This is a genomic window from Calothrix sp. PCC 7507 (assembly GCF_000316575.1).
Taxonomy (GTDB): Bacteria; Cyanobacteriota; Cyanobacteriia; order Cyanobacteriales; family Nostocaceae; genus Fortiea.
Map to the genome: position 1 here is coordinate 693,299 of NC_019682.1, position 15,425 is coordinate 708,723.

Below are 15,425 nucleotides of genomic sequence, written 5' to 3' on the forward strand. Positions count from 1 at the left end.
TACTAGTTGAGGAAAGCAAGAAAGCGAATTTGCGCGTCTTTACTTAATGCGATCGCTCGATTTTAGATTACCCAGTGTGTATGAAAAACTACCATTGTGATTGAGGTTAACTGTAGCGAAAGATTTCATGGTTTAATTTCTGAATCTCTACGCGACATTGCATTCTTGAGTGTATTTACCAAAGTTTTCGCTGTTGATTCTTGTTGCTGACGTGGTACAGGTTTTTGCTGTCCAAAGCCATCAAACAATTCGTTGAGCTTGAGTGTTAAACCCAAATATGCCCCACCTGCAGAACGTGTCCCTGAAAAATCCCGGTCATCAACTTGACCAAAAACATATCCACCAGAAACACGCAGATTAGGAGTCAAATAATAGCCTGTTTCAATCACGAAGCCTGTTTCTGTATAGTTAGATTGACTAATTACACGAGCCTCACCAACTAAATCCCAGCTATATCCCAAACGATAGGTAGCTCGGAATTGTGCCAGATTAACCATACTCGTACCCACTAAATCGTTAGCCAAATAGGAAGTACTGTTACGTAAGGCATACTTACCGTAGAATTCCCATTGCCAGTTAGGGGCATAAATAGCTTCTAAAGCGAAGGTATGGTCTTGAGAACCTGTACCGCTACCTAACAAAATGGTGTCAGGAATAGTGGCCGGATTTTCCCGATATTCATAACGCAACAAGGCGTTAAATTTATCATTGTTGGGGTCGCGGTAAGCTAAACCCAGCTTTAAGTTAACTGTATCGCCCAATCCTGAAAGCTGTTGATTAGAAGAACCTGCTTGTTGATAACGCACCAGTGCTGTGAGTGCAGGTGATATTTTACCCGCTGCACCTGCGGTAATTACTGTATTAGTACCACCAGAAGAACTGCGATGCTCATAACGGGCGCTGGCTTGAAACTCAGGATTATCGGAGTATTCCAAGCCAACGCTGTAGCTATCGCCACTATCAAACCCAATGGAGGAAGCACTTTGACCAGGGGCAAAGGGTTGAGCAAACTGTTGACCTGCGGCAGTTCGTCCGAAGAAGCCGCCAAATACATGTTCGTAAGCCAAGTTCAGCCGCAATCCAGAAGCAATAGTCCAGCGGTTATTCAGACCAATTGCCCCTTGGGTAGTCAGTTCATTTGCACCACCTAAAATTGAGTACCGACCAGTCAAGGTGGTATCGGTCCCTAGTTTGTGTTCGCCGTTGATACTTAAGCTAGTGATGGAGTTACCCGCAAGTTGGCCGCCACTGTAAAACTGTTGAGCTAAACTGACATTGACACCGGGAATGACTGCCCAATTCAACCCTAAAATAGTCCGGTCTGGGTAAACAGTGTCTTGACTAGAAGATAAGCTAAGTTCATTTTGGGCTTGAAAAGTCAGGTTTTTAGCAATGGGAACTGTGAAACGACTACGCAATTGATCAGAGTTACTACTCAAGGCGCTGTCGGGGATGCGGTCTTCCCGACGACGATGAATCCAATCCACATCAAAAATAGCGCTACCGAAGCGCTGTTGAATCCCAGCGGAAATTGTTGTGAGCGAATTATCAACTTTGCTTCCAGGTATGGCTTCAGCACGGGGTGCAAACAGTGCTTCAAAGGTGTCTAGCGGTTGGGGAGCAATCCCAAAATTGTCTTCGTGGTCATATTGCGCTCTGACATTGGTAGTTGAGGTGAGTTTAGCTGTCACCTGCGCCCCATAACGAGTTTGTCCTGGGACAAAGCTGACAGTCGCATTATTAGCAAAACCCGTATCAGCAAAGCGATAATAAGCACGACCTTGAATCCCGTTAGCAATTTGTCCCTCCGCTTCCAGGCGGTAGGCGTCACCGCTGACTTTGCCTATAACGTCAGAATTATTAGTGGAATGGGCATATTCGGCGATGAACTTACCCTTGTCGCCCAAAGCAATCAGCGCATCTGCACCGTAGAGTTGAAAGTCACGCACTCCCTGATTTTCTTGGACGTAGGTTGCACCTATCCAACTTTCAGAGTTAAGTTTGCGGGAGAGGTTATATTGCAAACGACCTGCAAAGATATTGCCGTCAGAGTCTTGGCTGTCATATTGATAGCTAACAACAATCCGACGTACCAATACTTGCCCAGCTTGATCGATATCGGTACGAAGAATCGGTTCGCGGAATAATAATGTCCCGCGATCGTAGTCGATTTCGTAGTCTGGGCCGCGGTTAAGCTGTTTGCGTTCTAATACAGTCCCCGGACGATTGAGTTCTTCTAACTCGATAAAGACATTTTCGCTACCTGGTTGTAATATTCTGCGAGAGAGGAAATAGTAACCGCTAGTGCCATCAGGAGCAATAGTATCGCGTTGAAACCCTTCTAATTGGTCGCCGTAGAAACCTGTAATTTGTAAGTCTCCAAAGTTGTAGTTAGCTTTAAAACCGTGGAGTTGACGAGTAATAGCAGTAAATTGCTGCGATCGCCTGGCAAATTCTTCTGTGTTGTAGTCACCCCACATAGCATAATCAGGATCGGCTCCGGGAATGCCAGTTGAACGCTCAAAACGTAGAAATACGCTGTCAATGGAAGGAGCGACCACATCAACTTTCGAGCTATCACCGTAGACTGGATAGTTTTGCTCACTAAATTGATAAGTTCTAAACAGACGATTATCGCAGTTGCAATCTTCATTGAGAGGACGAGAACTGTTGTATGCACCTGTAAACAACCAATCGCCGATCGCACCGGTGGCAAATATCGCTGAATGGAAATCTAACTGCGTTTTATTATCGCTGTTAGGAGGGAGGAAATCACGGAAACTACCGTAATAATTTGTACCTCTAGCACCCAAACGTAAATCTATTACCCCTGTGACTAAACTAGGACGCAGTGCAGTTTCAAATTGCAGTTGAGTAAAAGCTTCTAAATTATGAGCGATCGCCCGAATTGTGACAGTTTCCGCCTTCAGCTGCGATCGTAAAGTCGCTGTAAATTGCCCTGCTTTCGCTTCTACTTGAAATCCGGGTTCATCGGGTTTAAAGTCTTTGCCCACAAACTCCCCAGCCGTGGGTATCAAAGTAACAACAGCATCACGGTTCGAGCGATTACCACTGGCATCAATAAGTTGCCCCTTGATTGTGGCTGTAGAACGTCCATCCGCTGGAATCCGCGACTCAACTGTTTCTAATGTTAGTTGCTGCGGCGCTCCCCGGACTACGACCTGCACCGTGACAGGCGCTTCTGTTCCTCCTATTACTTGTGCAGAGATGATATTTTTACTTTCTTTTAACGAGACACCATACCATGTCTGCGTTACCAAGTTAGTACTGGCATCAGTTTCCGTCCGTCCAATTAATGAACGGTCTACCACCTCCCCATTTACCCGTAGTTCTACCTGACTACCAACAGGAAATTGCACAGTTACCGTGGTAGCTTGTACATCTACAACGCTGTCAGCCGTTGGAGTCAGGATTTTGATTCCAGTAGAAACTGGAGAAAGAGACACCAGCATATTTTCATTCACCACATGTCCCCGATTTCCTGCGTTTTTTACTCCGGCTATTTTGTGTAAGCCTCTAGGCAATTCAACAGAAGTCGCTGGTAGAAATGGTTGTATGACCGCTTCAGTTACCCGGACATTTGGAGTTGAGGGAAGTTTGAGAGGTGAAAGTTGCTGCTCCGAACTTTCTAACAGATGAGGAGAATTTGAATCTATACTTTTTTCCGATTGATCTACTAAACCCTTGTCTGCTGGCAAAGGGGAATCAGAAAAAAGTCGGGTTTCACTGGTGAGTTCCGCTTTGACTATAGCAGGATACAAAACAAGGCTGAAAATTACTGGGATCGCCCCCATCAACCTCAAGTTAACAATCAGTGCATGGTGCAGTCTGGGTTTCATTTCTTGACTGACTCCTGGAAGGTGGGGGTGACAGCGAAATTCATGCGTACCAAGCCACCAGGCTCTAAACGCACTAAACGAGATTGGCTATTCCGTTCGCGGAATTTTTCGTTGGGGGCTAAGGTGTAACCAGGGACACTACTGAGGTCTAATACACCCGTATGACTTCCTGGCAAAGCATTAGCGACGGAGAACAAACCATTAGGATCTGTGGTGATGCGGTTCCCGTCCTCCAAGAAAATCACCGCATTGGGAATTCCTTGCTCACCAGGCTGTTGTTCACCATCAAAGTTTTTATCAACAAACACGCGACCGATAATCGTGCCACAATCAGAAACTATACCTGGACGAATTTTTAACTGGTGCGTTGCTGGGCCATCCTTGGTGCTAAAACGGTTATCAGCCCGTTGAGCATTCACGATCGCACTATTACGACCAGTTCCCCGCACTGCATCGGGTGTTAGTTGAGCGGCGTAGGCAATATTTAATACTTTCTCGCTATTGATAGTCACATCTGAGCGGAATGTCACCGTGTTGCCATTGCGTTCAGCAGTTATGGTGGTTGGTTTACCTTCTATCTCTCCTCGCACAGATTTCGGCAAGAAGTTGAATCCTAATGGTAAGTTGTCAGTAATTACCACATTATTTAAAGCAGTGTCCGCTAAGTTTTTTACCGACAACCGGTAAATCACCGTATCTCCAGGTTCAGCCGCAGCGCGATCGCCTGTTTTAATGATCTGCACCTGATTTGGTTGACAAAGATTTGTGCTGAATTCAAAGGCAAATAACTTCAGTGCTTGGGTTTCAGCATTGTTCACCAAAACAACTGTGTCCTCGATTTGCGTTTCTCCCTGCAGACTGATTGGCTGACCATCTAAGGAAGTAGCAACATATCGGACAATATTGTTAGTTTGACCTCCACTGGCAAGGATTTGAATTTTAATGCGACGCTGTTTGTAGATACTACTCGGCGGTGGATTAACGACAAAAATATAAGTCCTACCTGGCTCGGTCTGCCCTTTATTGGGATCGAGTAGAAAATTGTAGACCCCAGCCGGATTGTTTGTAATGAAATAGGGGTTGCTATTTTCAATATTTGGTGTTTTACCACCGGGAATATTATTGTTAGCAATATCAGGAACTTCTGTCCGTGTTAAGGAAACTAATCTGCCTAATTCTGTGCCTGTGGGGTCATTAGTATTCGGTTCATATACACCAACTGAAAACCCAGTGTAATCAGGTAAAAGAGTCCCAGCACAACCGAAAATCCTTCCTAATGGGTCAATCAAACCGGGAGTAGTATTGATTTGGCTAGAAGTTCCTTGATATTTATTATTACTAGCAGAATCAGTATAAGTATAAGTAGCTTGATTTGTAATAGATGGCAGGGCAGCTTGATTATTTGTCTGTTGTGCTACTACAGGCAAATAACTATACAAAATAATTCCAAAGAGAACAGTTGATGTTAACTTTTGCAACCATCTACTATTCATAGTTATAAGTATTTATATTTAATAGTGATCAACGCTATAAACACCGAATCAGTTAACTGTTAACTGATTTAACGGACTTGTACTTGATAAGTCGCCTTCACAGTTGACTTTGCTATTACTAATGGCAGTTGTAAGCGAAGATTAGTGTAAGCTTTTGCAGGTGCTGGTTGAGTTTCTACCTTGCCGTTAGGAAGAGTAACTTGAATTGTGGGATTTTCGACAAAATTACGTCCACCATCAATGCTGTAAGTAATCTTGGCATTGTCAGTGACACTGGCAGATTTCAGCACATAGATCATTCCTTTGGGAATCGGTTGATTGAGAGTAAGGTTTTTAACTGGGCGATCGCTCTTATTTTCAGCATTCAAGGTATAGCGCAGCACATCTCCTGGTTGCACCACAACTTGACCTTTCAAAGCCTCCCATTTCTGACTTTGCTTGCCCTGCTGATCTTTTGTCAATACTTGCTTTTCAGCTTCTAAACGCAGTTGAATTTGCGCTTGAGTTTTGATATTCTGAGCAACGGCAATTCCTGAATGCCATACATTTGCGACTCCCGGAATTTGACCGGCAAATGGAACTGTAACAATGAGTGCGATCGCTCCTAAACCTGCAAGAGAAACACGCTGCATATAAATAACCTCAAAAAACTTCCTAATCTTTGATCTATCTTTCCCTAGTCAGAGACTACGATATACATACAAATCGGAGATTCCTGGAATGGGTAAGAGCGAACGGTTGTTCGCCCACGTTGAAGTGTTAATTCACCTTGCGTTGGAAGGTAAACGTTCTTTGAATACCTGGTGCAACCTGTCCGGTAATAGTATCCACATATTTAGTGACATCAGTGTTTACCGTAATTCCGGTCTGATCACTAGCGGTGGTGTTAGCTGGATTATTACCGCTAAAAAATTGGATAGTTGCAGTTCCAGAATCCTTAGCTGAACCGATGATGTTACTAGTGTCGATTTGACCATTACCATCGTTATCTAATGCCCAGTTGTTGCTACCTGGCGGAGTATCATCTTTAGTTGTACCGTCTTCAGTAATTACCACCTTGTCAGCACTCAGAATTACATTTCCAGTTCCCACTTGAGGAGCAGAAATATTTTTGTAACTAATTCGGTACTCAATAATGTTTCCTGGGGCAGGTTTTTTGGGTGTAACACTAAATGTGCCATCAGTACTACCCGATGGCAGTACTGGCCCACTTCCTTGTAAAACTCGTGACTCTTTTAGCAATTGCAAGAAGCCAGTGTATACACGGTCAATGCTGATGTTAGTAGCTGCGTCATCAGGTGAGCCATTACTGTTTGTGTCAATGAAAGCCGTAACTGGTGTGGGGAAGCCGCGTTCTATAGTTGTAATACCTGAACCTTGAGCAACCGTATCAGTTGAGAGTGGCGTATTAGCAGGCAGGTCAACGCTTACACCATAGTTAGCTTTACCACCATTCGCAGCAACTGCATCAATTCGCACTGGATTAGTGGCACTAATTGGGTTGCCCCCGACTGTACCAGTACTTGACGTAAATTCAAAGATTGTGCCATTGTAAGTGTAAGTAGCTGATAAACCTTGATAAGATACCGTCACCACTGTATTCGTAGGCAAATCACCTTTTATTGCTGGTGGTGTGGGTATGAGAGAAATATTGGCAGCAGATGCACCAGTATTCTGAACTGTGTTAGTAAAGGATACCGCAGCCGGATCAACCTTTGAGCCAGGAGCAGCATTGGGTGGAATTAGTGCTGATTTATTAGTGAAGTCATCATTGTTGTCGGTGGGTCCAACGGCATCAGGTACTCCATTTGGCCCATTCAAGAGAGAGGTGGCATTGGGGACTGAGAGGGTAGTTACGTTTACATCCCCAGTCGGACTATTAGTACCAGTGTTATTATTCTGTGCATCAGTTTGATTTGCAGGAACTACTGTGCCATTGGGAACAAAGCCGGCATCTGTTGTAGTAGGAAAGGTGTTATTAGTGGAGTTAAAGTTACCTGGGTTTTGGTCTCCTGAGTTGTCATAAATTTTAGTTGTGTCTCCAGCAGTTGTACCGACTACTTGAGCGATGTTGTAAATGGTTACTGGGCCATTTCCAGATGCACCAATAGTCTGAACTTGGATACTAAAACCGTTAACAGTTGTCCCAGTAGCAACTGAAGCAATAAGGGTAGTATCGTTAATAAAACCGACCCGTTTAACTAAATTCAAAGCTGGTTGGGTAGTTGTCCATATAGCTGATTCAGCATTTGTACCAGTAGCAGTGGTGGTGTAAACTACTTTCCAACCCGCCGGAGCGATTGGAGTGCTTTTCAGGACTGTATTTGCAGGAATCGCATCAGAAACTAAGATGTGGGGGGATGAAGATTGAAAATCAACTGTGATATTTGTACCAGTCAAAGGTGCGGGGGTAATACCAGTATTAGTTACATCGTTAGCTTCAACCCGCAAGCTCAAACCATAAGTTAGCAAGTCATCACTTAAAGTGCCAGAAGTGCCAGCATTATCATAGGCTGTCCTAGTTTTGAGGATAGTTGCTAACGCCCGACTTTTAGCAGTATTTCCTACCTGAATCTGCTGGGTAGCACTGGCTTCTCTGACACCATTGACTGGCGCTTCTGCTGGGTTGTTATCTACAGTGTAAACGTCACCACCATCAGCAATCCGGGGTTGGTTTTGAGCATCACCAGGAGTTTGTCCTAGTCTGACAGTGATCGTATCGCCTGATTGAGCGCCTGCTTGCACAGTGACTGGTACACGCACCAACACACTACCATTAACTGCGATCGCGCCTGTAGTTAGTCCACCAGCAGGGATATTTGTCCAGGTTGCACCGCCATCAGTGCTGTATTGCAAGTTACCACTAGCCGGCGTAACACCATTCTTGTCTGGGGGTAGTGTCCCAGAAACTGTGGCTGGCCCTGTTGTTGTCGCTAAGTTAGGAATCTGGAATTTGGTAAGGTCGTTACCGACGTTGGTTACAGTGTAAGTGTAAACCAGTGTATTACCAGGCTGAGTACTACCACCTGGGGTAGTTTGATTGGCAATCCCAGAACCAGTAACAGTAATACCAGCCACCTCTGCTACAGTTACGGTGACAGTGTTAGATGTGGCATTGATGGGACTCCCTGGAGCGTTGGGATCTTCGTAAGTTGCAGTTGCTGTGTTACTTATAGATGTACCTGCTGTAGTTCCGTCGGCTAATACAGGCGCGATAAATTGGAACAAGCCAGCAGTTAATAATACTGTTGCTACTAAAAATTGGTAGGGTCGATGCTGCTTACTAATGTGTTTATTTCGTTTTACCATAGAAATATTTTGTTTGTTAAACCTGTATCACGCGATCCAAGACAGGATAAATTCCGGCAACTTCTCAAAAAATTACCGTCATATATCAGCCCAAAAGTCTAGAATTTTGGGAACACATATTTAAAGAAATAATCTACTGATTTTTCTCAAAGTTTGGATTAAAGCAATGCGTTAAAATGAGTCTCTATCTTATTTAGAACGGTTCTTAAATATTCAAGGTTTCTACTTTGAGATATAAATTAGTTATTCGTGTATGCTGTCTTTTTATCTGTGTGAATTAAAATGTAGCTTTTACTTCTAAAAAAGTCTTCCGTATAAATAAGTAATTTTCTAGTCCAGATGTTTTACCAAGAGATAAAAAAAGGAGGTAAAAGCTGCGATGGTGTATATATTAAAAGCATTTTGACCGTTGCAGATTATGACCTCAAAATTAACATATAGGAATCATATTTGATTTCTGAAAAAGCTCAGTACACCTCTAACTCCCTTCTTACAAGAGTGCCTATTGCCTGTCTACGCAAATACGTTCAAAAATCAATAGGACTTACGCAAGTGTCATATTTTTTTCGTTTAGGTTGTCAAGAGTAAAAAGGAGCCACTGCGTTGGGCGGGCAATGCCCGACTTGTACCGCTAAAGCGGAACCCGCAGGGTAGCAAGTGGCGTTCAAGAGTCCAAAAAACCTCGATTTTTGACCCTTGACTCTTATACGAGAAGATAAGTGTGGTAGTTGCGTAAGTCCAAAATCAATTAGGAATCCTATATTTAAACGTAAGTATGCACGCCAGAAACAACTTCTAGCTTCAGGGTAGTGATTAGATCCCCGACTTCTTAAAAGAAGTCGGGGATCTCGCCTCGCCCACTAAACTTTAGGGGCTAAACAGCAATATCAAGAATACGACACGGCTAAAATAGCAGAAATCACTCCTGTAAAGCATTATAGAATTTTGACTGGTTTACCTGCGATCGCCTTTTTGGTGGAAGCGAGTAATAAATTATTGCCTGCGATCGCTCATGTTTTCAGTTTAGGATAATTCTAGCGAAAAAATCACGCTCCTCATCCAGCAAAGATACGATCAATACTAGTAACTCTGCTGGAATTAGCTGATATGTCCCTAACTGAAGAAATTCTCTCCCAACTACCAGGCGATGTTTTGGGAGGCTTGCGTCGTACAGATGCGCTCCTCACATCACTCAGAGAAAATACTGCACCCATACCCAATGTAGTCAATGAAAATCAGCAGCCTTTAGGTGCTGTAGACTGGGATGTGATTATTTGCGGTGGGACTTTAGGTATTTTAATTGGTTGCGCCTTAGCGGTGAAAGGCCTGCGGGTGACGTTAATGGAGCGAGGAATTCTGCGGGGAAGAGAACAAGAGTGGAATATCTCCCGTAAAGAGTTAGAAGTGTTTGTGGAATTGGACTTGCTGACAGAAGAGGAGTTAGGAAGAGCGATCGCTACCGAATATAACCCAGCCCGTGTCAGCTTTCAAGGTGGTACAGAAGTTTGGGTAAAAGATGTCCTGAATATTGGCATTGATCCGGTTTATTTGCTAGATACTTTGAAAACCAGATTTCTCGCTGCAGGCGGTGATTTGCTCGAAAATACACCCTTTAGCGAAGTAGTAATTCATCCCGATGGGGTGATGGTAAACAATCAATTCAAAACTCGGTTGTTAATTGATGCAATGGGACATCTTTCTCCCATCACCCAACAAGCACGCCAAGGACAAAAACCAGATGCACTGTGTTTAGTAGTGGGAAGTTGTGCCCAAGGTTTTCCGGAAAATCACACAGGCGACTTGTTATTATCATTTACATCCTTGCAAAATCAATGCCAGTACTTCTGGGAAGCTTTCCCAGCCAGGGATGGTAGAACCACTTACCTGTTCACCTACATGGATGCACATCCACAACGCCTGAGTTTAGAAGCTTTATTCGAGGAATATCTCCGTCTTCTACCAGAATATCAGGGTATGGAATTGCACCAGTTGAAATTTCAACGAGCGCTGTTTGGCTTCTTCCCCACCTATCGCCAAAGTCCTCTCAAAACACCTTGGAATCGTATTCTCCCAGTCGGAGATAGTAGCGGTAGTCAATCTCCTTTAAGTTTTGGTGGTTTTGGTGCAATGGTGCGTCACCTCAAGCGTTTAACATTTGGCATTCAGGAAGCACTACAAACCGAACAATTATCATCATCAGCGCTAGCACTACTGCAACCCTATCAGCCAAGTCTAACTGTGACTTGGTTGTTTCAAAAGGCGATGAGTGTGGGTGTAAATCAGCAAATTGCGCCCGATCAAATTAATCAACTGCTATCCGCTGTATTTCAGGAAATGCAACAACTAGGTAATCCAGTACTCAAACCATTTTTGCAAGATGTAGTGCAGTTTCCGGCACTAACGCAAACACTCTTAAAAACTGGTTTGGCACATCCGGGATTAGTAGCTAAGATAATTCCCCAAGTAGGATTGATAAGTTTGTTAGATTGGATGGTGCATTATGGGAATTTAGGTGTTTACACTGCCTTGTTTTGGCTGAGTCCAATGCTAGAAACATTGGTGAAGAATCAATCAAGTAAACAACAATATTATTGGCATCGCTTAGTTGATAGTTGGAAATATGGTTCCGGCAATGATTATATTGAAGAATAATTTGTTCAGTATTCTGATTCCTGCATTCCGACTCCCACATTCTGACTCCTGCATTCCGACTCCTGCATTCTAAAGTTTCAACTTCTGTGAGAATAATATGATGGAACGGCAATCTACAGGCATAAAATACTTTGCTGTGCTAATTGGCTTATTACGCGATCGCAAAATATTTCTCGAAGAAATTAGCCAAGGTGTAAGATTACCCAGTAAGATAATTTCTTTATTAGTTTGTAGTTCTCTATTTCTGGCTATCTATGGCGGAATTATTGGTGCATATCATAGCTGGATGCAAGCTTTATCGTCCGCAGTGAAACTACCTGCTCTATATTTAATCACATTGCTAATTTGTCTACCGGCGTTGTACTTTTCCAATATTATTTTTGGTTCTAGACGCTCTTTTGGTCAGCATTTAGTTTTAGTATTGACTGCAGTTTCAGTCACTAGTGTACTTTTATTTAGCTTTGCACCAATCACGCTATTTTTCTTGATTACTACCAATAACTACCAATTTTTAATTTTGTTAAATGTAGTTATCTTTGCTGCCACCGGATTTATTGGTATTTCTTCCTTATACAATGCTACAAGTGTGGTTTTAGAACAAGATGATGAAAGTAGCAAGACACGCCAGAAAATTTTACAATTTTGGCTTTTGTTATATGCCTTTGTCGGTAGTCAGTTAGGATGGACTCTCAGACCTTTTTTTGGTAATCCGGGTTCTATCTTTCAACTATTCCGCGAACGCGAAGGTAATTTTTACTTGAGTGTGATTCAAGCTATTAGCTACATTTTAGGATTCCGTTGATAAATAGGTAATAGGCAATAAGAAAACATTATGCTAGAGAAAAAACCTTACAAAATTAAACACTTTGGGGTACTGATTAGTTTACTACGCGATCGCCAGGGTTTTCTAGAAGAAATTCGTCAAGAAGTCCGATTACAAAGTAAAATCAGCGCTCTGTTTGTTTCTAGTTCAATTTTCTTTGCCATCTATGGTGCAATTATCGGCGCATCTCATAGTTGGGCACAAGCATTATCTGGTGCAATCAAACTCCCAGCATTTTATTTACTAACATTAATTATTTGTTTTCCGACTCTGTTCTTTTTTAATATCTTGTTTGGTTCTCGGAGCAGTTTTCAACAACATTTTGTTGTGCTGCTCACATCTGTTTCAGTGATTAGTGTACTTTTATTTAGTTTGGCACCAGTCACGTTATTTTTTCTGATCACTGCCCCAGATTCATATCAATTTTTTAAACTTTTAAATGTATTGATATTTGCCATCACGGGGGTATTTGGCATCAAATTTCTCTATGAAGGAATGCAATTACTTTCTCAACAAGAAGAGGTTGGCAAACAAACCCGCACTACTATTTTAAGATCCTGGTTATTTCTATATGCTTTTGTAGGGATGCAGCTGGGATGGTTTCTCAGACCTTTTTTTGGTGCGCCTGGTTCTAAATTTGAATTATTTCGGGCAGTAGCTGGTAACTTCTATCTTGATATAGTGGCAGCGATTTCCGAAATTTTGGGTGTTCGATGAGCAAGTTTATGTGGCTATAATCCCAGTACTTAAGAATCTCATAATATTCCTAAGAGACAAGAACCCCGATTTTTCCAAGAAGTCGGGGTTCTCTGGCTTTAAGATAGGTTATAGTTCAATACGGTTCAGTTAGAGCTTCGTTTACTTTTCTTCACATAGTGTGGTTTCATTGTGCCGACTTACTTATAAAATCTTATAATTCTTCTTTGGATGAAATATTTCTCTTCATGGAACGATGAAGTAAGCGACAGGGCCAGAAAAAAGCGCCGCAGATACTGACTGAAGCGATCGCTGCGACAACTCGCCAACTCAGGCCAGGTGGAGTGGTAGACTCTGAAGATTGGTCTTGTGTATCTTTAGTTAGTTCTGGTGCTGAATGAGATAATTGACTGGCTGTACTTACCCCTTCAATTGCCGCTCCAATTAGATAAGCTACCAGGGCAATTTCTAGCCAGGGATTGATCATATTCTATGTGGTTAAATTTTTGGAGAATGTATGGCAGTGAGCAATCATTAAGTTTTGCATCTTAGCGATCGCTTTGATCAATATACAATCTGCCTTCAGCAGTGTCACGAATTAGTGGCAGTTTAGATTGAATATAGGTATTAAGGCTACTATCTGCCTGGGGATCAATTTCTTCTATAGCTTTCAACTGCTGGAGCAGCAATTGCACTAAAGTCGTATCGTCAAATTGCAGTAGGGTGCTTACTTGAGTAGACTCAATTACAGCCCAGATTTGTCTCATCATCTTAGCATTTATCATGAGTCTCTACCTCTTAAGCTTTTCTTTATATTTGCACAGTTTTACCATTTGTGCCTAGGTTTTATTTTTTATATTCTTCTAATGCCCCTAACTTACGAATTCCTGGCCAAATTGCCGCTGCTGCAACTACTACCAAAATTGTCCCAATTCCACCACCAACCACAGAAATCACTGGGCCAAATAAAGCGGCTGTCAAGCCTGACTCAAAACCCCCTAACTCATTGGACGCACTGATAAACACACTATTAATGGCCGCAACCCGACCGCGCAAATGGTCAGGAGTCCGGATTTGAACTAAGGTATGGCGGATCACAACACTAATACTGTCGAGTGCGCCACTGAGTGTCAACATTACTAATGAGAGCCAAAACCAACGAGAAAGCCCAAAGATAATTGTCACAACGCCAAAACCAACAACTGACCACAATAAGGCTGGGCCGGCTTTGCGTAACGGTGGCAAATAGGCGAGACTAACTGCCATAATCAAAGCACCAATAGACGGAGCTGCTTGCAGGTATCCCAACTCTACTGGTCCTGCGTGCAAAATATCTTTGGCAAAGATGGGTAATAGTGCAACAGCACCGCCTAATAAGACGGCAAACATATCTAAGGTGATTGCCGCTAAAATCAATTGATTGTCCCAGACGAACTTAGCACCAGCTGCCAGTGCTTGGAGCGATAATGGTTCTTTGGCAATGGTGTTTCTTTCTGCTGTAATCGCTACTGTTAAACTGAAACATAACAAAGCAGCGATCGCAGCTAACACATATATCCCTGTCGCGTTTCCTAGCCAAGCGATCCCCAATCCACCCAAGGCGGGTCCGAGTACTGATGCTAATTGAAAGCTACTACTATTCCAGGTGGCAGCATTGGTAAAAGCAGTAACAGGTATCAATTGCCACATTAAAGCGTCACCAGCAGGCTTAAGGAATGCTTTGGCAACCCCAATTAAAACAAGGCAGCAGTAAAACAGTACAACTGCACCTTTGGTATAGGAAAGCACTGCTAGAGCTAGTGAACAAAGAGCTAATAACAGTACTGACAGTAGTGTAGTGAGTTGGCGATCGCGGCGATCGGCGACATCTCCTGCAATCAAGGTGAGTGCAATCATTGGCAGGACTTGCGCCAGTCCTACACCACCCAATACCATCGCGGAGTTAGTCCGCTCATAGAGTTCCCAGCCAATCGCGACTGTCTGCATTTGTAATCCTACATACAGGATTAAACGCCCAATCGTAAATAGTCGATAATCTCGAAACCTCAAGGCTGCAAAAGGATCGTGTTGTGCAACCTCAGAATTAAGGGGAGTTGAGTTCCGTTTGCTCGAAGACATTTTTTAGTAGCGCTAACCCTTCTTCAATGTGGGAAATTTCTTCAGCTGTGAGACCTTTGAGTAAGTCGGCAATATGAGTACGAGTCTGATCGAGAGATTGCTGCAGATGATACTTCCCCTCGTCAGTCAGATTCAGGACTATCCGGCGGCGCTCTTGCGGATGGTGAGAGCGTTGCACTAAATTACGTTGGACTAGCCGTTCTGTGGTGGCTGATGCTGTGGCAGAGGTGACACCCAGATGATCTGCCAAGTCACATAATGAAGCGCCAGGACTGCGATTGAGAAATGCGAGCGATCGCAATTGTGGTATTGACAGAAAAGCCGCCTTATGGGCACGCATCTCAGATCGGATAAACCGCATCACTAATGGAACTGTATCCATGACTCTGGCAGCACATTCTTCGGAAGTTGCACCTTGCGAGGGTTTATCCAGACTCATGGGCTATCTATTCTCCTGATTTCATTACCACCCGT

Annotated in this window: 11 protein-coding genes; 3 read left to right on the top strand and 8 right to left on the bottom strand. The window is 43.2% G+C overall.

Annotated features, from left to right (window positions below):
• Positions 1–125 precede the first annotated feature (125 nt).
• The 4 genes from CAL7507_RS03105 to CAL7507_RS03120 all read right to left on the bottom strand — a co-directional run bounded on the left by CAL7507_RS03105 (position 126) and on the right by CAL7507_RS03120 (position 8,662).
• Entirely contained in the window at positions 126–3,860 is a 3,735-nt protein-coding gene (locus CAL7507_RS03105; RefSeq protein ID WP_015126966.1) for an Ig-like domain-containing protein, read from the bottom strand.
• Positions 3,857–5,353 (bottom strand): DUF11 domain-containing protein, encoded by a 1,497-nt coding sequence (locus CAL7507_RS03110; protein WP_015126967.1) that lies wholly within the window; start codon positions 5,351–5,353, stop codon positions 3,857–3,859. Before CAL7507_RS03110 ends, CAL7507_RS03105 begins: the two co-directional genes overlap by 4 nt.
• A 68-nt stretch (positions 5,354–5,421) precedes the next feature.
• Positions 5,422–5,985 carry a DUF11 domain-containing protein gene (locus tag CAL7507_RS03115; protein ID WP_015126968.1) on the bottom strand — a complete coding sequence of 188 codons (564 nt, stop codon included), beginning with the start codon at positions 5,983–5,985 and terminating at the stop codon, positions 5,422–5,424.
• Positions 5,986–6,112: 127 nt separating this feature from the next.
• On the bottom strand, positions 6,113–8,662 hold the full coding sequence (locus CAL7507_RS03120; RefSeq protein ID WP_015126969.1) for a hypothetical protein: 2,550 nt from the start codon (positions 8,660–8,662) through the stop codon (positions 6,113–6,115).
• Between the two features lie 1,107 nt (positions 8,663–9,769).
• Here CAL7507_RS03120 and CAL7507_RS03125 point away from each other — a divergent pair.
• The 3 genes from CAL7507_RS03125 (at position 9,770) to CAL7507_RS03135 (ending at position 12,854) form a co-directional block, all read left to right on the top strand.
• Positions 9,770–11,314: an NAD(P)/FAD-dependent oxidoreductase gene (locus CAL7507_RS03125; RefSeq protein ID WP_015126970.1), complete on the top strand. Its 1,545-nt coding sequence runs from the start codon at positions 9,770–9,772 to the stop codon at positions 11,312–11,314.
• A gap of 97 nt (positions 11,315–11,411) precedes the next feature.
• Positions 11,412–12,116, top strand: coding sequence for a hypothetical protein (locus CAL7507_RS03130; protein ID WP_015126971.1), 705 nt, complete (start codon positions 11,412–11,414; stop codon positions 12,114–12,116).
• 30 nt (positions 12,117–12,146) lie between these two features.
• Positions 12,147–12,854 carry a hypothetical protein gene (locus CAL7507_RS03135; protein WP_015126972.1) on the top strand — a complete coding sequence of 236 codons (708 nt, stop codon included), beginning with the start codon at positions 12,147–12,149 and terminating at the stop codon, positions 12,852–12,854.
• Between the two features lie 193 nt (positions 12,855–13,047).
• On the opposite strand, the gene CAL7507_RS03140 is transcribed toward CAL7507_RS03135, so the two are convergent.
• From CAL7507_RS03140 to CAL7507_RS03155, 4 genes are all read right to left on the bottom strand, one after another.
• Positions 13,048–13,320: a hypothetical protein gene (locus CAL7507_RS03140; protein ID WP_015126973.1), complete on the bottom strand. Its 273-nt coding sequence runs from the start codon at positions 13,318–13,320 to the stop codon at positions 13,048–13,050.
• Positions 13,321–13,381: 61 nt separating this feature from the next.
• Entirely contained in the window at positions 13,382–13,618 is a 237-nt protein-coding gene (locus tag CAL7507_RS03145) for a hypothetical protein (RefSeq protein ID WP_015126974.1), read from the bottom strand.
• A 61-nt stretch (positions 13,619–13,679) separates the two neighbouring features.
• A complete protein-coding gene (locus CAL7507_RS03150) occupies positions 13,680–14,951 on the bottom strand; it encodes an MFS transporter (RefSeq protein WP_015126975.1) in 1,272 nt (423 codons plus the stop codon).
• On the bottom strand, positions 14,917–15,390 hold the full coding sequence (locus tag CAL7507_RS03155) for a MarR family winged helix-turn-helix transcriptional regulator (protein WP_015126976.1): 474 nt from the start codon (positions 15,388–15,390) through the stop codon (positions 14,917–14,919). The genes CAL7507_RS03150 and CAL7507_RS03155 overlap by 35 nt, the downstream gene beginning before the upstream one ends.
• Between the last annotated feature and the right edge of the window lie 35 nt (positions 15,391–15,425).